The organism is Nocardiopsis sp. MG754419 (genome assembly GCF_018207095.1).
GTDB lineage: Bacteria > Actinomycetota > Actinomycetes > Streptosporangiales > Streptosporangiaceae > Nocardiopsis.
The window spans coordinates 15144-35945 of sequence record NZ_QOCZ01000050.1 but is presented as its reverse complement, the minus strand read 5'-3'; the positions used below and the strand labels follow the sequence as shown (position 1 = coordinate 35945).

The window sequence follows — 20802 nt, the reverse complement described above, 5'->3', positions numbered from 1 at the left end:
CTTCGCCGTTCTTCACTTCGCCTCCCCCTCGACCGGGTTGGGTACCGCACCGCCGTAACGTCGGTCCCGGCTCGCGTAGATCTCACAGGCCCGCCACAGGTCGCGGCGGTCGAAGTCGGGCCAGAGCGTCTCCAGGAAGACGAACTCGGCGTAGGCGCTCTGCCAGAGCAGGAAGTTGGACAGTCGCTGCTCGCCCGAGGACCGCACGAACAGGTCCACCGGGGGGACGTCCGGGGCGTACAGGTGCCGGGCGAGGGTCTCCTCGGTGATCTTGTCCGGGGAGATCAGCCCTTCGGCGGCCTGGCGGGCCAGCACGCGGGCGGCGTCGACGATCTCGGCCTGGCCTCCGTAGTTCACGCAGAACTGCAGGGTCAGCGCCGTGTTGTCCTTGGTCATCTCCTCGGCCTCTTGGAGCTCCTTGATGACGCTCTTCCAGAGCATCCCGGAGCGCCCGGCCCACTTGACGCGTACACCGCGGGCGTGCAGCTCGTCACGGCGCCGGCGGATGACGTCGCGGTTGAAGCCCATGAGGAAGCGCACCTCGTCGGGCGAACGCTTCCAGTTCTCGGTGGAGAAGGCGTAGGCGGACAGGTTGGGGACGCCCAACTCCAGGGCCCCCTCGATCACGTCGAAGAGGGAGGACTCCCCGGCCTTGTGGCCCTCGGTGCGCGGCAGACCGCGTTCCTTGGCCCAACGGCCGTTGCCGTCCATGACCACGGCGACGTGGCGGGGCACCAGTTCGGCGGGCAGCTGTGGGGGGCGTACCCCACTGGGGTGCGGGTCGGACGCGGTGTACTCCCGCCGGCTCCGCCCACCGTTGTCGAAGCTGAACAGACTCAAGAACGCTCCACATGGCGCAGTGATCGAATTCCGTTCTCCAGGTGCCACTGTAGGTAGGCCGCGACCATCCCACTGCACTCGGAGCGGTGCCTGCCGTCGCTGGCGTCCGCGCTGTCCCAGTCGCCTCCGAGCAGGTCGAACATGAGTCGGACCGTTTCGGGTGCGGGGTACACGGAGCCGTGCGGACGGCACACCGAGCAGACCATACCGCCGGCGTGCACCGCGAACGCACGGTGCTCCCCCTGGGTCCCGCATCGGGCGCACTCGGTCAGGGCCGGGGCGTACCCGGCCACGGCCAGGGACCGCAGAAGGTAGGCGTCCAGGACGAGCCGGGAGTCATGACTTCCCTCACCCAGTGTGCGCAGTGCGCCGATGAGCAGGAGGAACTGGCGCAGCGCCGGATCCTTCTCCACCGCGACGATCTTCTCCGCGGTCTCCAGCATCGCCGTGGCCGCGGTGTAGCGGGAGTAGTCGTGGACCAGCGCGGCGCCGTAGGAACGGACGGTCTCGGCCTGGGTGATCACGTCGAGGGTGCGTCCGGTGTGCAACTGGACGTCGACGTGGGTGCACGGTTCCAGGCGGGCGCCGAAGCGCGACTTGGTGCGACGTACGCCCTTGCCGACGGCGCGCACCAGTCCGGTGCGTCGGGTCAGGAGGGTGATGATGCGGTCGGCCTCGCCCAGCTTCTGGTTGCGCAGGACGACACCCTCGTCTCGGTAGAGGCTCACACACCCATTGTCGCGGATGTGTCCGACTCTCGGGGCGACCCCCACGACGCCGACCACCCTGAACTGGTTTATTACGGTTTGGATTCCCTTTTGCGGATATTTGCTCTACTCTCACGCGCTAGGGAGCTCGATTCCCGGGCGTGCCGCCCATCCCTCGCGGCTCCGTACCGCCCAGGCGTCCCACGAGCTCCGTCTGAGGCAGGCCACCGTTTGCACACGTGGCCATGGGCACGGGAAGAGCCGGTCCGGGGAAGATCATCCCCGGGCGGTGGAGCCCGGCGGGTCCCGGACCCGACCACCCCGCGGGGGGTGCCCGCATGATCCCCATCCCGGCACGGAAGGTACGCGATTATGGCGCGAGGTCGCCGAGGCAGGCGCAGGATGAGCGCTCGCGAACAGCGCTCGCTCCGCAGGAACCGACCTCCGGAGTACGACGATCGATACGACGACGAGTACGACACGGACGACACGTACGCCGATGAGGACGCGTTCTCCCGGTCCGAGGGACGTGGCTCCGAAGGTCGGAGGAAGCGCCGCATCGTGCCCCTCATGGTCGGTGTGGCCGCCGTCCCGGTCGGGCTCACCCTGGCCGGAGCCCTGGTCCTGAACACGGCCGGGGGGAACACCTCCGAGGCCGCGGACGGCACGTCCGCCGCCGGCCAGATCGGAGAGGGGGCCGTCGCCGACGACTCCCTGATCCCCGACGCCGAGGAGGACGATGACTTCTTCGTCGAATCCACCGACCGGAGCGAGCCCGCCGAGCCCTCCGGGGACAGCGGTACACGCACCGCCCAGGCCACCGCCTCCTACTCTCCGGAGGACACCGAGGAGACCGACCGTGAGGACGGCGGGACCGGCGGGGGCGGAGGTGGTGGCGGGACCGGCGGCGGCAGCGGCGGTGGCAGTGGTGGAGGCGACTCCCCCACCATCGGTGGTCCGATGGCCACCCAGGTCGTGACCCTGGTCAACAGCGAACGTTCCTCGCACGGATGCGATCCGGTCCAGGTGAACGACCGCCTGGCGTCGGCGGCGCAGGAACACAGCGAGGACATGGCCGCCCGCGACTACATGGCCCACGAGAGCCCCGAGGGCGAGGGCCCGGGTGATCGGGCCGCGCGCCACGGCTACGACTCCTGGGGCGCGGAGAACGTCGCCAAGGGCCAGCAGTCCGCCGCACAGGTGATGGACGCCTGGATGAACAGCGACGGCCACCGCAGGAACATCCTCAACTGCGACCTGAAGGCCATCGGTGTCGGCGAGGCCGACCGGGCCTGGACGCAGAAGTTCGGCTACCAGTAGCCGGGGAGAGCTCTCCGGCGCGGGCCTCGGCGATGGCCGGAACGGACCGACCGGGACACGGGAACGGGCCGCACCCCGAGGGGTGCGGTCCGTTCGCGTTCGCCGAACACGTCCGGTGGGAGCGTGTTCCGGCTGATGGCTTCGGGTGGCGGAAGGAAGCCGGAACGGTGCCCACCGGGAGAGGTGGGTACGACGGTCGGTCATCAGGGTTCCGCCCCGGAGCGGCGGTGGAGAAGGAGACCGCCGGGGTGCCTCGTCCCGTACGGAGGAGGCCGGCGCGCCTCCACCGGGCGGTCACGTGCTTCTCGGGTCGCGGTCCGAGACCGAGGCCCGGTCCGAAGCCGAGGTGGTATCGCCGAGGAGACCGGGCACATCCGCCTGGGTGCCGACCTCCACCCCTCGGGCGGCCCTTCGGGGCGCTCCAGGCCCACGTAGCGGACCCGTGCGGTGCGCGGGGCCTGGTCCGACCGCGCCGCGTCCGTGAGGGTGCCACGGGTGAGCATCCGGATCCGGCCCGCGACCGGCGCCGACCTTCCCGGCGTCCTGCGTCTCCTCGGCGAGATGTACCCGGAGGACCCCGTGCTCTCGGAAGTGCCGGCGGCCCGAGGCCGGGCGGAGGTCGAGGCGCAGGCCGGAAGATCACTGCTGGTGGCGGACGACGGAGCCGCGGGACTGCTGGGCACGGTCGACTGCGTGGTCGCGCCGAACCTGAGCCGGGCCGGGCGTCCGCGCCCGCTCATGGAGAACCTGATGGTCTCCGGGTACCACCGCCGCCGCGGCGTCGGCCGCCTGCTCCTGTCCGAGGTCCGACGCATCGCCGAGCGGGAGGGCCGCTACAAGATCCGGTTCTACTCCGCCGAGGACGCCTACACGCACACGTTCTACCGCTCCTGCGGTTTCAGCCCCGGGGAGGGCGGCGGGTTCTCCCCGTACCTGTGAACGGGACGGGGCCCGCGACGTGTGTCGCGGGCCCCGTCCGGGAGCGTGTCGATTCCGTGCGTCGGAGGCGTGGTGGGTCAGGCGCGGGCGATGGCGCTGCACATGGCCTTGAGCGAGGCCGTGGTGATGCTGCTGTGAATGCCCACGCCCCACACGGTCCGGCCGTCGATCTCGGCCTCCACGTAGGCGGCGGCGCGGGCGTTGCCGTCCTCGCCCATGGAGTGCTCGATGTAGTCGGTCACGCGGACCTTGACGTCCACGTCCGCCAGCGCGTCGCCGAAGGCGGAGATGGGGCCGTTGCCGGTGCCCCGCAGTTCGCGGATCTCACCGTTGACCCGGGCGTCGGCCTCGATCGTGTAGGTGCCGTCCTCGGCGGTGCTGGAGCGGTGCGCCAAGACCGCCACCGGGCCGGTGTCGGCCAGGTAGGTCTCGGAGAAGATGTCCCAGATCCGGTCGGCGGGGAACTCGCCGCCCTCGGCGTCCATGAAGCCCTGGATGACCTGGGAGAACTCGATCTGCAGGCGGCGCGGCAGGTCCAGCGAGTGGTCGCGCTGCATGATGTAGGAGACGCCGCCCTTGCCGGACTGGCTGTTGACCCGGATGACCGCCTCGTAGTTGCGGCCCACGTCCTTGGGATCGATGGGCAGGTACGGCACGTCCCAGGGGTACTCCTCGACCGGGGTGCCCGCCTCCTCGGCGCGGGCCTCCAGGTCGGTGAAGCCCTTCTTGATGGCGTCCTGGTGGGAGCCGGAGAAGGCCGTGTAGACCAGGTCGCCGCCGTACGGGTGGCGGGGCGCGACCGGCAGCTGGGTGCAGTGCTCGACCGTGCGGCGGATCTCGTCGATGTCGGAGAAGTCGATCTTGGGGTCCACGCCCTGGCTGAACAGGTTCATGCCCAGGGTGACCAGGCAGACGTTGCCGGTGCGCTCGCCGTGACCGAACAGGCAGCCCTCGACGCGGTCGGCGCCGCCCATGACGGCCAGTTCGGCGGAGGCCACCCCGGTGCCGCGGTCGTTGTGCGGGTGCACGGACAGGACCACGTGCTCACGCCGGGACAGGTTCCGGCTCATCCACTCGATCTGGTCGGCGTAGACGTTGGGCGTGGAGCGCTCGACCGTGGCGGGCAGGTTCAGGATGATCTCGCGGCCCGGGCCGGGTCGCCAGACGTCCATGACGGCCTCACAGACCTCCAGGGCGAAGTCCAGCTCGGTGTCGACGAAGATCTCCGGCGAGTACTGGTAGCCGAAGTACTCGGTCTCGCCCAGGTACTGCTCGGCGAAGCGCATGACGTGGCGGGTGCCCTCGACCGCGATGTTCTTGCAGGCCTCGCGGTCGACCCGGAAGACGACGCGGCGGAAGGTGGGCGCGGTGGCGTTGTACAGGTGCACGGTGGCGCGCTTGGCGCCGACCAGGCTCTGCACGGTGCGCTCGATGAGGTCCTCGCGGGCCTGGGTCAGCACGGAGATCTGTACGTCGTCCGGGATCAGGCCGTCCTCGATCAGCGACCGGACGAAGTCGAAGTCGGTCTGGCTGGCGGACGGGAAGCCGACCTCGATCTCCTTGTAGCCCATCGCGACCAGCAGCCGAAAGATCTCGTGCTTGCGGGCGGGGTCCATCGGCTCGATGAGCGCCTGGTTGCCGTCGCGCAGGTCGGTGGACAGCCAGCGGGGCGCCTCGGTGATGGTCGTGGAAGGCCAGGTGCGGTCCGGCAGGTCCACCGGCGTGAACGCCTGGTAGCGCTGGAACGGCATCGGGCTGGGCTTCTGCTGCGGCACCATGGTGGTGTTGCTCCTCGGGAGATCTCGTGGCACGTGATGTAACGGCCGACACGGCATGCCGAAGTCCCGCGGCGAGGGGCCGACCTTTTAACGATCCCCGCCGCGGCCACTAAGGAGGAGCAGCTCGCGCAACATAACGAAGGTCACGCTAGCAGACGGCCGCGAGAATCCGGTACCCGATGCTCACATGTTGAGATGCCAGCGCCGTGAACCGTGTGTTCTCGTGCGACCTGTGTGGATTTCGGACGATCTTCGAAATCGGGTACCTCGACTTCAAGATAGAGACGTGGCCGGTTACCCTGGAAGGGAACCCTTCAGTGCTAGGGGGTCACACGGAGTCCGTCGGCGGGACCCAGGGTGCGGCCAACACCCGAGGCTCCGGTCGGCAGGTGAGCCCTGCCACCGCGAGGCCGGTACCGCCGACGGACCTCCTTCTTCTTCATCTCGGCGCGGACCGCTCCTCCGGTTCGGGTGCGAGCACGAACTCGGCCCAGAGCATGGTGACCGGTTCCCCGCGCTCCCAGCGCAGTCTGCGCGTGCCCCAACGATCACTGAGCTGGTCGACCATCTCCAGCCGCCGACCGTCGGTGTCGTGTTCACCCGTCCACGGGTGGGCCACGGAGTCCGTGTCTACGCCCAACGGCCGTTCGGTGACGATGAGACGCAGGACGGTCGCGTCGCCGGCCCGCCCCACGGAGAGCACGCGCACCACTTCCGTGCGACGTCCGCCGCTGAGCGCGCGTCGCATGGTCATCGCGAGCATCTCGCTCACACAGAGGATCACGGCGGCCCGTCGCGAGGGCCCGATGTCGGTGACCCTTCGCAGATCGCGGGCCGACTCGTGTCGGGCCCTGGCCAGGGCCCTGACGTCCTGGGGGTAGCGGCGGGACGTGGGCGGGCACGGGCCCGACGGACGCGGGACCTGCAACAGGGGGAGCCCCGTGTGTCCGCGTGTCCCGGTCGTACCTTCGCGCGGCGTCATTCCGTCACCGCCCACACGGACGTCTCATCGTCCAGCCAGATGGTCTGGCCCACCGGCGTGGCCGTCACTCCGAAGCGCGAGAGCACCGGCCGTCCGGCCTCCTGCCAGCAACGATGCACGCGCTCCCACTCGTCGAAGAGCATGCGCGGACCACGTTGCCTGGTGAGGATCCCCCCGGGCGCCTCCGCGCCGGTGGACCCCAGGGCCCAGGAACCGGACACCGGATCGATGAGGTAGACCGCCACACGCAGGTCCGACCCCAGCATGGCCGGCCGCACGATGCGGTGCACGCCCGGCAGGGCGAGTCCACAGCACAACGCGCTCGACTCGTCCGTCAGGTCCCGTGCGTCGAGGGCGCAGGTGCGGGTCCGCTCCTCCGTGCCCGGCCGCACGAACCGGGAGATGAGGGCGGCCTCGTGGTAGCCGGAGAGCGTGGGCCCGCACGGTCGCGCGATCGCGAAGCGGCCCCGGGCCCGGCCGTCGACGCCCACCCGGAGGTCGGCCACGAGGTCCCGGGAGAAGGACCACCCCCAGCGGGTGAGGATGCGCCCCCCGGGCAGACACTGGGCCGCCCACGCGCTCGGTACGCGCACGATCGGCACCGAGGAGAGCACCCGGTCGAAGGGGGCCCGGGCCGCCCGGCCGACCGCGCCGTCGCCGCCCACCACCGAGGGGGCGAAGCCCGCCCCGAGGAGGTTGACGCGCGCGTGCTCCGCGCGTTCGATGTCGATCTCGACCGAGGTCACCGCCTCCTCGCCCAGGAATCCACTGAGCAGGGCGGTGCAGTAACCGCTCCCCGTCCCGATCTCCAACACCTGCATGCCGCGCGTGAGGTCGGCGCGGACCAGGAGATCGGCCGCCCGGGAGGGCGAACACACGGGGCCGGTCGCACGGGCGCCGCCGCGTCCGGCACCGGGGTGGTGTCCGACCGTGACCCCCTCGTCGGCGTAGGCGGCCTCCAGCCAGCGCTCCTCGTCGTCCCACCGGTCGACCTCGCCCCGACCGTCGTCCAGGACGAAGCGACCGGGCAGGAACAGGTGGCGTGGGATGTCGGTGAAGGCGAGCTCCCATGCGGGGCCCACGCCCACCTCCTCACGGAGGCGGTCGACCATCCTCCGATGGGCCCGGTTCACGGCTCCACCTCCCCCGCGTGGGTGGGCGGCCCGCCCGGGCCCGCGGACACCGGTCTGGGCCGCTCGGCGGTGGGTCGGACGACTGACGACGGTGCGCTGGACATGGCAGGCCTCCGAGCGTGGCCGGTGCAGCGACCGATCAGGGTCTTCGGTCCATTACGCGGCCACCGAATCCGGGTAAGGATGAACAGGGTGAGCAAACCCCGTTTCCCCGTCGGCGCGGAATCCTTCGCAGATATACACCGGTGATATGTATGGCGAAATCGCAGCTCTCGCCCAGGGCACACCCCCCGGGTCCGTTCTGGAACCGAAATGACGTTCGCGTCTGCCTGGCGCGAAGGGACGCGGGCGCCCTGTTCGGACTCGTGCGCCAGTACACCGGAGCGAGCCAGCAGACGATCGGCTCGGCGGTCGACATGGCCCAGCCTCACGTGAGCGCGATCATGAGCGGGCGTCGATCGGTCACCGCGCTCGACACCTGGCTCCGCGTGGCCGACGGTCTGGCCATGCCCACTCAGGCCAGGACCGTTCTGGGGCTGGCCGCCTCGAAGTCCGAGAATGAAAGAGAGATGTCCTGGACAGAATCCTCTGTGCGTAATGGCGACTTATCCCCCTCGGCCGATACGGCTCGGGAGATTGCCGACAACACACTGAGGGACCTCATGAAACGCAGAGATGCATTCGCGATCGGCGGCACGATCCTGGCCGGGGCGGCGCTGACGGAACTCGTGGAACGGTGGGCGGCCCCGGGGCCGCGGGGCGCCCCCTGGGGCGGGGCGACGATCGGCGCGATGGAGTTGGAAGGGATCGAGGCGGCGACCGTGTGTCTGCGGCACTGGGACGACCGCTGGCGGATGGGCACCCGCCGCAAGGCGGTGATCGGCCAGCTCTCGGAGGTCTCCGAGCTCGTCGAGCACCGGCAGAGCCCGGACGTGCAGCAGCGACTGTTCGCCGTGATGGCCGAGCTGGCGCGGATCGTGGCGGCGATGTCCTTCGACACGGGCGACCACAGCACCGCGCAGCGTTACTACACGCTCTCCCTGCGGGCGGTCCGGTACGCGGGGCCCGAACACGCGCCCTTCGGCATCCGGGTGTTGGCCGACATGGCCCGCCAGATGCTCGATCTCCACCACCCCGAGGACGCGCTCGACATCACGCGCCTGGCCCTGGACCAGGCGGCCTCCCTGGGGGCACCGCCCGCGGTACGCGCCCTGTTACGCACGCGCGAGGGGTGGTCGTACGCGCACATGGGACGCACGGCCTCGTTCGAGCGCACGGTCGGCCAGGCCGAGGACCTCCTGGCCGGGGACGAGGGGACCCGACCCGAGTGGTCCCACGGGCTGGACGAGGCCGAACTGGCCGGCGTGGTGGGCGCGCGCTACCGCGACCTGAGCCGAACGGTGGAGGGGCGCGAGGCCGAACGTCTCGCCCTGAGGTCGGCGGAGTACATCACGTCCGCGCTGGCGCGTCGGCGGTCGGGGCGCGGCCGGACCTTCGACCTCATCGGGCTGGGTCGCACGTACGCGGCCCTGGGCGACGGGGTGGAGTCGGCACGGGCGGTCCGGGCGGCCCTGGAGTCGGGGCCGGGGATGGCGTCCGGACGAGTGCGAAGGCGTCTGCGCGATTGGTACGTCGAATCGTCGGCGCTGCACCGGCAGCCGGACACGGCGGCGATACGTGACGAACTCTCCCTTACGCTGCTGCCAACGCCATAGATGACAAAAGGGGCATGATGACACGGATTGGGATCACCGGGCACTCCAACCTGGCAGAGGAGAGCCGAGAGGCGGTCGTCCACGCCCTCGGTGCGGCCCTGGCTCCGTACCGGGACGAGACCCTGGTCGGCATCTCCTGTCTGGCACGCGGGGCCGACCAGCTGTTCGCCGAGGCCGTCCTGCGCGCCGGCGGCCGGGTCGAGGTCGTGCTCCCCTCCGCGGACTATCGCGAGAGCAAGGTGAAGCCGCACGACCGCGCGAACTTCGACGGCCTCCTGATCCGTGCCTCCACCGTGCGGTACATGCCCCACATGCACGCCGACCGCGCCGCCTACGAGGACGCCAACCGTGCCGTGCTGGCGGAGGTGGAACGGCTCTTCGCGGTCTGGGACGGGTGCCCGTCCGACGGCCGCGGGGGTACCGCCGACGCCGTGGTCGCGGCGCGGGGGCAGGGTCTTCCGGTCGAGGTGATCTGGCCGGAGGGCGCCCGCCGCGCGTGAGGTCGGGCCCCGGCCCCACCGGGGGCCGGGTGTGCCGAGTCGGCCACATGCGGCCGGCGATCCACCCACCGAGCGCCCTCCACGACCAGGGCCGGCCCGGGGCGCGGCTCGCGACGAGATGATCGGCCCCCGCCGGCCGGTCACGGCGGGGGCCGTGCCTCGGGTCGGGGTGCAGGTTCCGGTCCGAGGCGGTCCGTGGGTCAGGCTCCCGGCAGCGGCTCGAACTCCTTGACCGCGTCGATCGCCGGGCCGTGCGGGGTGTTGGCCTCGCGCTCGATCATGATCTCCACGAGGACCGGACGGGAGGTCGCCTTGGCCTCCTTGCGGGCCCACTCCAGGGAGTCGCGGATCTCGCCCGGTTCCCACACGCGCCGCCCGGAGCACCCGTAGGCCTCCATGAGCTTGACGTTGTCGGTGCCGTACTCGTCGTAGTGGATGTCCACCTGGTAGTTCATGTCGAACGGGATGGAGGCCTGGCGGATCAGGCCCAGGTACTCGTTGTTCAGCATGATGATCACGTACGGCACGTGGTACTGGGCGGCGACGGCGAGTTCCTCGACCATGTACTGGAAGCCGTAGTCACCGACGATGCCGACGACCTCGGCGTCGGGCGCGGTGTGCTTGAGCGCCTTCTTCACGCCGATGGCGGCGGGGATCTCCCAGCCGAGCGGGCCGGCCTGGCCGCAGATCTGGTAGCGGCGCGGCTTGTACGCCTTCTGGTGCTGGCCGCCCCAGATCTGGTAGAGGCCGATGGCGGTGACGAAGTAGGTGTCGGCGTCGAAGACCTCGTTGATCTCCTTGTAGACGCGCGGTGCCTTGACCGGGACGGCGTCGAAGTCCTCACGGCGGGTCAGGGTGTTCCGGAGCTCGGCGACGCGGGCGATCCACTCCCCCACCCGTGCCCTCGCCTCTCGGCGTTGGGCGGCCTTGAGCAGTTCCCGGAGGAAGAGCCGCGCGTCGGAGACCACGCCCAGGTCGGGCTCGAAGACCCGGCCGATCTGGGTGGCCTCGATGTCGACGTGGATGAACCGGCGCTCGCCCCGGTACACGTCGATCTGTCCGGTGTGGCGATCGGCGAAGCGCGCGCCCACCGCCAGGACCAGGTCGGACTCCAGGAAGGAGGCGTTGCCGTACCGCTGGGAGGTCTGCACGCCGGTCATCCCGGAGTACAGCGGGGAGTCCTCGTCGAAGGAGCCCTTGCCCATGAGCGTGACCTGGACGGGCACCTGGAGGTACTCGGCCAGCCGGCGGAGGTCGTCGGAGGCCTCGGCCAGGATCACGCCCCCACCCGCGAGGATGAGCGGACGTTCCGCCTCCAGCAACAGGTCCAGGGCCTTCTCCACGCGCGGCTGGTGCGGCTCGACGGTGGTGAGCTTGAGCGCGCTGTCCAGGGCCGGGTCGTATTCGATGACCTTCTGGGCGACGTCCACCGGGATGTCGATGAGCACGGGCCCCGGGCGCCCCTCCTGGGCGACGCGGAAGGCCTCGCGGAAGATCCAGGGGGCGGTGGCCGCCTCCTTGATCTGCACGGCCCACTTGGTGACGGGCTTGGCGATCTCGACGATGTCGACCGCCTGGAACCCTTCCTTGTCGAGGAGGTCGGTGCGCTGCTGGCCGGTGATGCACACGATCGGGACGGAGTCGGCGATGGCCGTGTACAGGCCGGTGATCATGTTGGTGCCGGCCGGTCCGGAGGTGCCGATGGCCACACCGACCCTGCCGGTGGTGCGCGACCATCCGTCGGCCATGTGGGTGGCGCCCTCCTCGTGGCGGACGGTCAGGTGCTCGATCCCGCCCACCTCCTCCAGGGCCTTGTAGAGCGGGAGGATCGCCGCGCCGGGGCAGCCGAAGGCGGTGTCCACGCCCTCGTCCTTGAGAACCTCCACGACGGCGTTCATCGCGGGCATTTTCGCCATGATTGCGAACCCTTCAGTGCTGGGGTGGCTGGGGTGTGCCGGGACCGCCCGGTGAGGGCGGGCGGTCCCGGTGCCGAGGGCCGGAGCAGTGCCAGGGGCGGGGCGGTGCCGTCGCGCTGATCCCGGGTGGGCCAACACCCGGGGGCGACGGCGTCGCCCGCGTTCCACGGTTCCTCGGTGGGGCGTCCCCGACCCGTCCCGGGGGCCGGGATGGGGCGGGGTGTCGGGGTCGTGTTCTCGGGGCCTCCACCGCGCCGCTCGTCGTCGGGCGCCCGATCACGGGCGCGGGCGGAGGCCCTCGGGGAACACGACTAGTCGTCGCGGCCGGAGAGCTGCTCGACGATCTTCAGCAGCGCGGAGTGGTCGAGGCCGCCGTGCCCCTGGTTCTTGAGCGCGGCGACGTACTGCGCCACCTGGGACCCCAGGGGGATCGCCACACCGGCGGCGCTCGCGGAGTCGGTGATGATGCGCATGTCCTTGTCGTGCAGGGCGACACGGAAGCCGGGGGCGAAGTTCCTCTCGCGCATGGCCGGGCCCTTGCGCTGCAGGACGGTGCTGCCGGCCAGCCCGCCGCCCAGGACCTCCAGGCCGGACTCGGTGTCCACGCCGTGCGCCTCCAGGAACACCAGGGCCTCGGCCAGGAGCTGGATGTTGCCGGCCACGATGAGCTGGTTGGCGGCCTTCACGGTCTGTCCCGAACCGCTGGGGCCGACCAGGACGGGGGTGGTGCCCAGGACGTCGAAGATCGGCCGGGCCGCCGCGAAGTCCTCCGGTGCGCCGCCGACCATGATGGACAGCTTGGCCTCCACGGCACCGGCCTCGCCGCCGCTGACCGGGGCGTCCAGGACCCGGAGGCCGCGCTCGGCGCCGGTGGCGGCCAGGGCGCGGGCGACGTCGGGCCGGATGGTGCTCATGTCGATGACGAGGGTGCCGGGCTTGGCGTGGTCGTACACGCCGCCCTCACCGGTCAGAACCGCCTCGACGTCCGGGGAGTCGGGGACCATCGTGATGACGACGTCGGCGTCGGCGACGGCCTCGGCGACGCTGCCGCCGCGCAGGCCGCCCTGGTCGACCAGGGCGTCGACGCGCTGTGGGCTGCGGTTGTGGCCGGTGACGGTGTGGCCGGCACGGACGAGGTTGACGGCCATCGGCAGGCCCATGATGCCGAGGCCGATGAAGGCGATCTTCTGGGCGGACATGGTGGGTCCTTGTCTGTCGGTGCGCCCGGTGTGGCGTCACTCGTGGGGCGCGGAGGCTGTGGTGGCGGACGGGTGACCGTGCGGCCCCTCCGACACGGGGTCGGTGGTGCCCGGGGCGCGCGGCGCACGTGGTCCGGGTGGAGCGCGACCGGTCGCTGCGGTCGCCGGCTAGTGGAGCCAGCCGAAGCTGTCGGTGGTGGGAACGGTGGGCTTGTACTCCAATCCCACCAGACCCCGGTAGCCGCCGGCCTGGGCGGCCGTCAGGAGTGCGTCGAGCGGGAGGGTGCCGGTCCCCGGCTCACCCCGTCCGGGGGCGTCGGCGATCTGGACGTGCCCGAAGGCGGCGGCGTGGTCGCGCACCACGGCGGAGACGTCGTCGCCGTTGACGGCCAGGTGGAAGAGGTCGGCGAGGAGGGCGACGTTGTCGGCGCCGGCCTCCCGGGCGCGCGCGACGAAGGCCAGACCCTCGGCCGCGGTCCTGAGCGGATAGGCCTCGGACCCGCTGAGGGGTTCGACCAGGACGGTGCCACCGACCTTGGCGACGGCCTCGGCCGCGGCGAGGGTGTTCTCCAGGGCGACGCGGTCCTGCTCGGCCGGGTCGACGCCGTCCTGACGCAGCCCGTAGAGGGCGTTGAAGCCGGTGGCCCCGGTGCGTTCACCGATCTGGACGACCACGTCGACGTTGGCGCGGAACTCGGCGGCGCGGTCGGGGTGGGAGAGCACGCCGCGGTCGGGGCCGGGCAACCGGCCGGCGAAGAAGTTGAGACCGGTCAGGCGCACGCCGGCGGTGTCGATCGCGGCGACGAAGGCGTCGACGTCGGCCTGGTCGGGGGTGGCGGTCTCGAAGGGCCACCAGAACTCGACGGCGTGGAAGCCCGCGTCCCGGGCGGCCTGGGGGCGTTCGTTGACGGGGAGTTCGGTGAACAACAGGGAGCAGTTCACCGTGTACCCGAGTGTGTGGCTCATGTGCGACCTCCAGAAGCTACTTCCACATTTCGGAAACTAGTTTTCGCTTTAAGGAATGATTTGAGTGTGCAGCGCTCCACCGCGGCTTGTCAACCACTCTCCTCCCCGAACACTCGGCCCACGACCACTCGGCGACCATCCGGCCACCGAACGCGACCTCCGGGCGCGATCCCCGGGCACTCCCGGCGCACCCACGCCATCGAAGTCCACGCAATTCCTGGGCCTCTTACCGGGCGGGCACGGATCGCGGAGATTTTCGCGGATTACCCCCAGCCAGTGTTGACAAGGTCACACCGCCATCAACTAGAGTCCCTCCAATCCGTAATACGGAATCAGCTATCTGCTCTACGAAAGCAAGGCCGATGCCGCAGACCTTCCTACGGTGCGGGACAGCCGCCCCGCCTCGGGGAGGACCACCGGACCGGCCCAGGGAGAACACATGCCCGAGACCACCCCGGACCCGTCGGGGAGCATCCCCGACCCGGGACTGGCCCGCCTGAACCGTCTGTCGCCGGAGGAACTGCGCACCGAACTCGCGCAGTGCCTCGACGTCGACCGCTGGGTGCGGACCCTCGCCGACGAGGCGCCCTTCGACGACCGCGCGCGTCTGCTGGCCCGCGCCGACGAGCTGGCCCGCGCCGTCACCGCCGACGAGGTGGCCACCGCTCTGGCCCGCCACCCGCGCATCGGAGAGAAGGCCGAGGGCGAGGACACCGAGGCGTCCTGGTCACGGGGGGAACAGTCCGCGTTCGCCGCCGACACCGACGACGCCTCCACACGCGTCCAACGGATCTTCACCTACGCACAAGGTGAGTACGAGGGTCGTTTCGGGCAGATCTACCTGGTCTGCGCCAGCGGACGCACCGGTCGTGAGCTCCTCGCCGACCTGGTCGCCCGCCTGGACAACGACCCCGAGACCGAACTGGCCGTGGTCGGCGACGAGCTGCGCGGGATCGCCGGACTGCGACTGGTCAAACTGTTGGAGGCCACATGAGCCACGTGACCACCCACGTCCTCGACGCGGCGCTGGGATCGCCCGCGAGGAACGTGCCCGTGCGGCTGGAGGCCGCGGTCGACGCCGCGCGCACCTCCTGGAAGCCGGTCACCGAGGCGCGCACGAACGACGACGGACGCGTCCCCGACTTCGGACCCGAGCGGTTGCCCGCCGGGTACTACCGGGTCGTGTTCGACACCGAGGCGTACTTCGCCGCGACCGCGCAGAAGGGCTTCTATCCCGAGGTCGCCATCGTGTTCGACCTCGCCGACGAGGACGCCCACTACCACGTGCCGCTCCTGCTGAGCCCGTTCTCCTACTCGACCTACCGCGGCTCCTAGTCCCACGTCAGGGCACCGACCGCGGGAGAGCCCCCGCACCGGAACCCGTCCGCCCCGACGCACCCGACCCACGCCCCGAGGAGGCCCTCCGCCCGACCCACGCCACCCGCGACACCTCGATCCTCGAATGCGTGACAGGTCCTTCCGCATGACCACAGCGGTCCTCCCTCATACGCACGGCGCACCGGCGCACGCGATGAAACCGATCCACACGGATGGAGTTCACCCTGATGGGCATCAGACTCGGAGACAACCAGTACGGCAAGGCGGAGGTCCGCCTCGTCCACGTCAACCGCGACACCGACGTCCACCGGATCAAGGACGTCAACGTCACCTCCCAGCTGCGCGGTGACCTGGAGGAGGTCCACACGGTCGGCGACAACGCCAAGTGCCTGCCCACCGACACCCAGAAGAACACCGTCTACGCCAAGGCCCGCGAGTGGGGCGGTGTCGGCGCGATCGAGGACTTCGCCCTGCGGCTGGCCCGGCACTTCGTGGACGAGCACGAGTACGTCCACGGCGCCCGCCAGGAGATCCACGAGTACTCCTGGGACCGCATCACCACCTCCGGCGGCCCCCACGACCACGCGTTCTCCCGCAACGGTGCCGAGACCCGCACCACCGTCGTGACCAAGGACGGCGACCGGGAGTGGGTGGTCTCCGGGTTCGAGGGCCTGACCGTCCTGAAGTCCACCGGGTCGGAGTTCCACGGCTACCCGAGGACGCGGTACACCACGCTGGCCGAGACCACCGACCGCATCCTGGCCACCGACGTCACCGCCCGCTGGCGCTACGTCGGCGCCGAGCACGACTTCGACAAGGCCTACGCCTCCGTCCGCGCCCTGTGCCTGGAGGCCTTCGCCGAAACGCACAGCCTCGCCCTGCAGCAGACGCTGTACGCGATGGGCCGGGCCGTCCTGGAGAACCACCCGGAGATCGCGGAGATCCGCTTCTCCATGCCGAACAAGCACCACTTCCTCGTGGATCTGTCCCCGTTCGGTCTGGACAACCCCAACGAGGTCTTCTTCGCCGCCGACCGTCCCTACGGCAAGATCGAGGCCGTCGTCGAACGTGACGACGCACCCGAGGCCGGGGACGCCTGGAAGTCCGTCCCGGGCTTCGTCTAGCGGCCCGCCGAGGACGCCGTTCGGTCACGCCCCTCCCCGTACCGCGCCCGCGTGAGGGGGGTGCGCACGTCGGACCCAGGGGACCGGGCCGGGGCCCCGCACGGCTCCCGCGTTCGTGAACCGCGGCGACGGGCGGTCCCGCCCCGCACCCTCCGACCGAACGCCGCGGTGACCGAGGCCCTCCCCCACCTCGGTGCCGACCTCGGCACCTCCCTACCTCCGGGGCCCGCGCGTGCGGCCGGGCCCCGGATCCTCCGGCGTTCCCCACGACCGAGCCGCGATCCCGCTCGCCTCGCCCGCCCGAGGACACCACCCGAGGAACCCCTCGCCTGGCCCACCCCACCGTGGGCCCCACCGGCCTTCGGCGTGCCCGGAAACGGGCCGCCCGGGCCGCAAGCGACACACCGGATCCACGGATCCGCAACCAGGTCATCCACGACCGTCGATCGCAAAGGCTGGAAACTGGCCATGTCGAACAGTCCGTCCGCGAAGGACTCGGCCACAACAACCGCCACGACCCCCCGCCGTCCCGAGGACGAGAGGTTGCCCGCGCGGCTCCTGATCGTCTACGGACTCCAGCACATCCTCACCATGTACGCCGGTGCGGTGGCACCGGCCCTGGTCATCGGAGCCGCCGCCGGACTCGCGAACGATCCGGCCGCCATGGGCATCCTCGTCAGCGGCGCGCTCCTGGTGGCGGGGATCGCCACACTCCTGCAGACCGTGGGCCACCGACGGATCGGCGCGCAGATGCCGATCGTGGTGGCCTGTTCGTTCGTTCCCGTCAGCGCCATCACCGCCCTGGCCGCGGGCCAGAACGGCGAGAACCTGCCCGTGGCCTTCGGCGCCTCCATGGCGGCCGGGGTGTTCGCGCTCCTGCTCACCCCGTTCTTCGGGCAGCTCATCCGCTTCTTCCCGCCCATCGTCACGGGCACGATCATCACGGTCATCGGGGTGAGCCTGATGCCGGTGGCGGCCCGTTGGATCATGGACGACGCCACACGCACCCTGGACGACGGCTCCGTGGTGCCGGCGGCCCCCCTGGGGAACCTGGGCCTGGCCGCGCTGACCCTCACCGTCATCCTCGTCGGATCGCGGCTCTTCCCGGGAATCTGGGGGCGCCTGTCGATCCTGCTCGGCCTGGTCGTGGGCACGCTCGTGGCGCTCCCGCTGGGCATGGCCGACTTCAGCCGGGTCGGCGAGGCCGACCTCGTGTTCGACCCCTCCTCGGTGTTCTACTTCGGCGCCCCGCAGTTCGAGATCACCGCGATCATCACCATGTGCATCATCATGCTGGTGGTGCTCACCGAGGGCGCCTCGCACATCATCGCCGTCGGCGAGATCACCGGGTCCAAGGTGGACGCCCGACGCATCTCCGCCGGCCTGCGCGCCGACGTGAGCGGGTCCATCATCGGCCCGATCTTCGGCGCCACCCCGACCAGTTCGTTCGCGCAGAACATCGGGTTGTTGGCCCTGACCGGGATCCGCAGCCGCTACGTGGTCGCCACCGGGGCCGCCCTCCTGCTGACCCTGGGCATGTTCCCGGTCCTGGGCGGGGTCATGGCGGCCATCCCCACGCCGGTCCTGGGCGGCGCCGGTCTGGTGCTGTTCGGCAGTGTCGCGGCGAGCGGCATCAAGACCCTCACCAAGGTGGACTTCACCGACAACCTCAACCTGATCCTGGTGGCGGCCTCGATCGGCGTGGCGATCATCCCCCTGGCCTACCCCACGTTCTACATGTTCCTGCCGGAGTCGGTGGAGCTGGTCGCCCACTCGGGCATCATCGGGGCGGCCCTGGTGTCCATCCTGCTCAACCTCTGCTTCAACGTGATCGGACGCCCGGTCGCGCCACCCCCGGACGAGATCGACCACGCGGAGATCGGCAGCGCCGGCCCGGGTGAGGCCAAGTACACCGACCAGGCCGGGGCCGCCTACCGCACGGACGGGGGCGACCGGCCCGAACGCACCTGACCGACGGCGTCGGGTGACCCCCGGCGCCCCGACCCCGCTCGGGCGGGCGCACGGTCGCCGTGCGCCCGCCCGAGTCGTGCGCGGTCGCGATTCCGTTCAGCGGAGGTGAATGGTATGTCTGTGAGGATGACCGACTGGGACCTGCGCAAACTCCGTGTGCTCCGCACCCTCCAGGAACTCGGCACCGTCCGGGCGACCGCCGAGGCACTGTCCATGACACCCTCCGCCGTCTCCCAGCAGCTGTCGTCGCTGTCCCACCAAGTGGGCGTGGCGCTGCTGGAGGCGCACGGGCGCCGGGTCCGGCTCACCGACGCCGCGCACGTGCTGCTGCGCCACACGGACGTGGTCCTGGCCCAACTGGAGCGGGCCGAGGCCGAGCTGGACGGGTTCGTGCGGGGCGAGGCCGGGCGGGTACGCGTGGGTTCCTTCGCGACCGCCATCCCGACCCTGGTGGTGCCCGCGTTGCACGCGCTGCGCCGCACCCACCCGCACCTGCGGACCCGGGTGCACCAGGCGGAGGCCGCCGAGGTGTACGAACTGCTGGCGGCGGGCGAGGTCGACATCGTCCTGTCCCTGGCCGCCCAGGTCCCCGGTGACCAGGACGGACGCTACGAGCGTGGAGAACTGCTCACCGACCCGTTGGACGTGGCGCTGCCCGCGGGCCATCGGTCGGCCGACGCCCCCGCGCCCCATCTGCGCGACCTGGCCGAGGAGCAGTGGATCTTCGGGGCCTCCGGGCCCTGGCGCGACATCACCCTGGCCGCCTGCGCCCAGGCCGGTTTCGTGCCGGTCCAGGGGCACGTGGCCTCGGACTGGCGCGCCATCCTGGACATGGTGGCGGCGGGGCTGGGGGTGGCGCTCATCCCCCGGCTGGCCGCGGCCGGGCAGACGCCCGGAGTGGTGCTGCGGACGCCCCGGGCGGACCGACCCCGCAGGCACGTGGTCTGGGCGGTCCGCGCGGGGTCGGGGCAACGTCCCCAGATCGACGCGGCCCTGAGCGCACTGAACCGGATCGCCGCGGATCTGCGCAGCTCATCCGTTCAGATCAAGTGAACATATAGGTCAAAAAGTTTCGCTGGAAGTTACCGGTCGCTCCTGCCAACCTGAACAGGTCCCACCACCCGACGCGACAGGAGCACCATGAGCGGGGCCAGGACCTTCGACCCTCGTGACTACAACGCGCAGCCCTACGGCGGCGGCCACCCCTTCGCCGACTACAAGGAGACCCGGCTCGACTTCACCGGCCTGGTCGACCTCGCCGACCGGCGTCTGGGCGGCGGCGTGCTCGCCGCCAACGACGAGTTCTTCGCCCACCGCGAGAACCTCCTCAAACCGGGACCGGCGGAGTTCGACCCGCACGCGTTCGGACACAAGGGCAAGGTCATGGACGGCTGGGAGACCCGGCGCCGCCGTGGTGTCGACGCCGACCGGCCGCACCCCACCACCGACGACCACGACTGGGCGTTGATCCGACTGGCCCTGCCCGGCGTGGTCCGCGCGCTCAACGTCGACACCGCGCACTTCCGTGGCAACCACCCCACCGAGATCGCGGTCGAGGCCGCCCAGGTGGAGGGCACCCCCACCACCGAGGAGCTGCTCGCGGCCGACTGGACCGAACTGGTACCCCGTACGCCCGTGTACGGGCACGCCGCCAACGGTTTCGAGGTCACCGCGACCCGCCGCTGGACGCACCTGCGCCTCAAGCAGTTCCCCGACGGCGGCGTGGCCCGGCTGCGCGTGTACGGCGAGCCCGTGGCCGACCCCGGCTGGCTGGCCGCCCAGAGCGCGTTCGACGTGGCGGCGCTGCTCAACGGCGGCACGGTGGAGGACGCCTCGGACCGGTTCTACTCGGCACCGGAGAACATCATCACGCCGGGCCGTTCGCACAAGATGGACGACGGCTGGGAGAACCGGCGCCGCCGCGACACCGGCCACGACTGGGTCCGTTTCCGGCTGACCGCGCAGGCCACCGTGCGCGCGCTCGAACTGGACACCGCCTACCTCAAGGGCAACTCCGCCGGCTGGGTGACGGTCCTGGGTCGGGACACGCACGCCGCAGACCCGGACGCCTGGTTCGAGATCATCGGTCGCACCCGCCTGCAGCCCGACAGCGTGCACCGCTTCGTCCTGGAAAGGCCGGTGACCGTGACCCATGTGCGCACCGACGTGTTCCCCGACGGCGGCCTGTCCCGTCTCCACGTCTACGGTTCCCTCACCGACCGGGGCACCGCCGACCTCCGGTCCCGCTGGGAGGCGGCGCAGGAGTAGGGGGTTCCGGGGCCCGCTGTGTCCTCTGGGGCCTCCGCTCCGGATTGGGCCCGTGTTCGGGCACCCACGGTGCGGCGGGCACCTCGGACGCCCGTGGTGTGCGGGC

Annotated in this window: 17 protein-coding genes and 1 pseudogene; 10 read left to right on the top strand and 8 right to left on the bottom strand. The window is 71.0% G+C overall.

Features of this window, described 5'->3' with window-relative positions; all coding sequences use genetic code 11:
* Positions 1 to 12 precede the first annotated feature (12 nt).
* Both DSY14_RS12140 and recO read right to left on the bottom strand, forming a co-directional pair.
* Positions 13 to 840, bottom strand: a complete 828-nt coding sequence (locus tag DSY14_RS12140; protein ID WP_211716620.1) for an isoprenyl transferase — start codon at positions 838 to 840, stop codon at positions 13 to 15.
* Complete coding sequence (gene recO / locus DSY14_RS12135; protein WP_211716619.1) at positions 837 to 1568, bottom strand: DNA repair protein RecO; 732 nt, start codon at positions 1566 to 1568, stop codon at positions 837 to 839. Before recO ends, DSY14_RS12140 begins: the two co-directional genes overlap by 4 nt.
* A gap of 381 nt (positions 1569 to 1949) precedes the next feature.
* Between recO and DSY14_RS12130 the strand changes: the two genes are divergently transcribed.
* The gene (locus DSY14_RS12130; RefSeq protein ID WP_211716618.1) at positions 1950 to 2867 is read left to right on the top strand and encodes a CAP domain-containing protein; all 918 of its coding nucleotides are present in this window, start codon (positions 1950 to 1952) and stop codon (positions 2865 to 2867) included.
* Between the two features lie 495 nt (positions 2868 to 3362).
* On the top strand, positions 3363 to 3806 hold the full coding sequence (locus tag DSY14_RS12125) for a GNAT family N-acetyltransferase (protein WP_211716617.1): 444 nt from the start codon (positions 3363 to 3365) through the stop codon (positions 3804 to 3806).
* 77 nt (positions 3807 to 3883) lie between these two features.
* On the opposite strand, the gene leuA is transcribed toward DSY14_RS12125, so the two are convergent.
* From leuA to DSY14_RS12110, 3 genes are all read right to left on the bottom strand, one after another.
* On the bottom strand, positions 3884 to 5584 hold the full coding sequence (gene leuA / locus DSY14_RS12120; protein WP_211716616.1) for a 2-isopropylmalate synthase: 1701 nt from the start codon (positions 5582 to 5584) through the stop codon (positions 3884 to 3886).
* Between the two features lie 439 nt (positions 5585 to 6023).
* Positions 6024 to 6356 (bottom strand): hypothetical protein, encoded by a 333-nt coding sequence (locus tag DSY14_RS12115; RefSeq protein ID WP_211716615.1) that lies wholly within the window; start codon positions 6354 to 6356, stop codon positions 6024 to 6026.
* A gap of 206 nt (positions 6357 to 6562) precedes the next feature.
* On the bottom strand, positions 6563 to 7678 hold the full coding sequence (locus DSY14_RS12110) for a protein-L-isoaspartate(D-aspartate) O-methyltransferase (RefSeq protein ID WP_211716614.1): 1116 nt from the start codon (positions 7676 to 7678) through the stop codon (positions 6563 to 6565).
* A 683-nt stretch (positions 7679 to 8361) separates the two neighbouring features.
* On the opposite strand from DSY14_RS12110, the gene DSY14_RS12105 reads away from it, so the two are divergent.
* Complete coding sequence (locus DSY14_RS12105) at positions 8362 to 9414, top strand: hypothetical protein (RefSeq protein ID WP_249187744.1); 1053 nt, start codon at positions 8362 to 8364, stop codon at positions 9412 to 9414.
* Positions 9415 to 9431: 17 nt separating this feature from the next.
* The gene (locus tag DSY14_RS12100) at positions 9432 to 9914 is read left to right on the top strand and encodes a hypothetical protein (RefSeq protein ID WP_211716641.1); all 483 of its coding nucleotides are present in this window, start codon (positions 9432 to 9434) and stop codon (positions 9912 to 9914) included.
* Positions 9915 to 10114: 200 nt separating this feature from the next.
* Here DSY14_RS12100 and gcl read toward each other — a convergent pair whose 3' ends face one another.
* The 3 genes and pseudogenes from gcl to DSY14_RS12085 form a co-directional block, all read right to left on the bottom strand.
* Positions 10115 to 11830, bottom strand: a complete 1716-nt coding sequence (gcl, locus tag DSY14_RS12095; RefSeq protein ID WP_211716612.1) for a glyoxylate carboligase — start codon at positions 11828 to 11830, stop codon at positions 10115 to 10117.
* Between the two features lie 311 nt (positions 11831 to 12141).
* Positions 12142 to 13041, bottom strand: a pseudogene (locus tag DSY14_RS12090) (2-hydroxy-3-oxopropionate reductase); the annotation flags it as partial.
* Positions 13042 to 13197: 156 nt separating this feature from the next.
* Complete coding sequence (locus DSY14_RS12085; RefSeq protein ID WP_211716610.1) at positions 13198 to 13995, bottom strand: hydroxypyruvate isomerase family protein; 798 nt, start codon at positions 13993 to 13995, stop codon at positions 13198 to 13200.
* Positions 13996 to 14434: 439 nt separating this feature from the next.
* Here DSY14_RS12085 and DSY14_RS12080 point away from each other — a divergent pair, with 439 nt between their 5' ends.
* The 6 genes from DSY14_RS12080 to alc all read left to right on the top strand — a co-directional run bounded on the left by DSY14_RS12080 (position 14435) and on the right by alc (position 20696).
* Complete coding sequence (locus DSY14_RS12080; RefSeq protein ID WP_211716609.1) at positions 14435 to 14989, top strand: 2-oxo-4-hydroxy-4-carboxy-5-ureidoimidazoline decarboxylase; 555 nt, start codon at positions 14435 to 14437, stop codon at positions 14987 to 14989.
* Positions 14986 to 15330 (top strand): hydroxyisourate hydrolase, encoded by a 345-nt coding sequence (uraH, locus tag DSY14_RS12075; RefSeq protein ID WP_211716608.1) that lies wholly within the window; start codon positions 14986 to 14988, stop codon positions 15328 to 15330. The genes DSY14_RS12080 and uraH overlap by 4 nt, the downstream gene beginning before the upstream one ends.
* A gap of 230 nt (positions 15331 to 15560) precedes the next feature.
* On the top strand, positions 15561 to 16457 hold the full coding sequence (gene pucL, locus DSY14_RS12070; RefSeq protein WP_211716607.1) for a factor-independent urate hydroxylase: 897 nt from the start codon (positions 15561 to 15563) through the stop codon (positions 16455 to 16457).
* 468 nt (positions 16458 to 16925) lie between these two features.
* On the top strand, positions 16926 to 18428 hold the full coding sequence (locus tag DSY14_RS12065) for a nucleobase:cation symporter-2 family protein (RefSeq protein ID WP_211716606.1): 1503 nt from the start codon (positions 16926 to 16928) through the stop codon (positions 18426 to 18428).
* Between the two features lie 126 nt (positions 18429 to 18554).
* Positions 18555 to 19481, top strand: coding sequence for a LysR family transcriptional regulator (locus DSY14_RS12060; protein WP_211716640.1), 927 nt, complete (start codon positions 18555 to 18557; stop codon positions 19479 to 19481).
* Positions 19482 to 19568: 87 nt separating this feature from the next.
* Positions 19569 to 20696, top strand: coding sequence for an allantoicase (gene alc, locus DSY14_RS12055; protein WP_211716605.1), 1128 nt, complete (start codon positions 19569 to 19571; stop codon positions 20694 to 20696).
* Positions 20697 to 20802 lie beyond the last annotated feature (106 nt).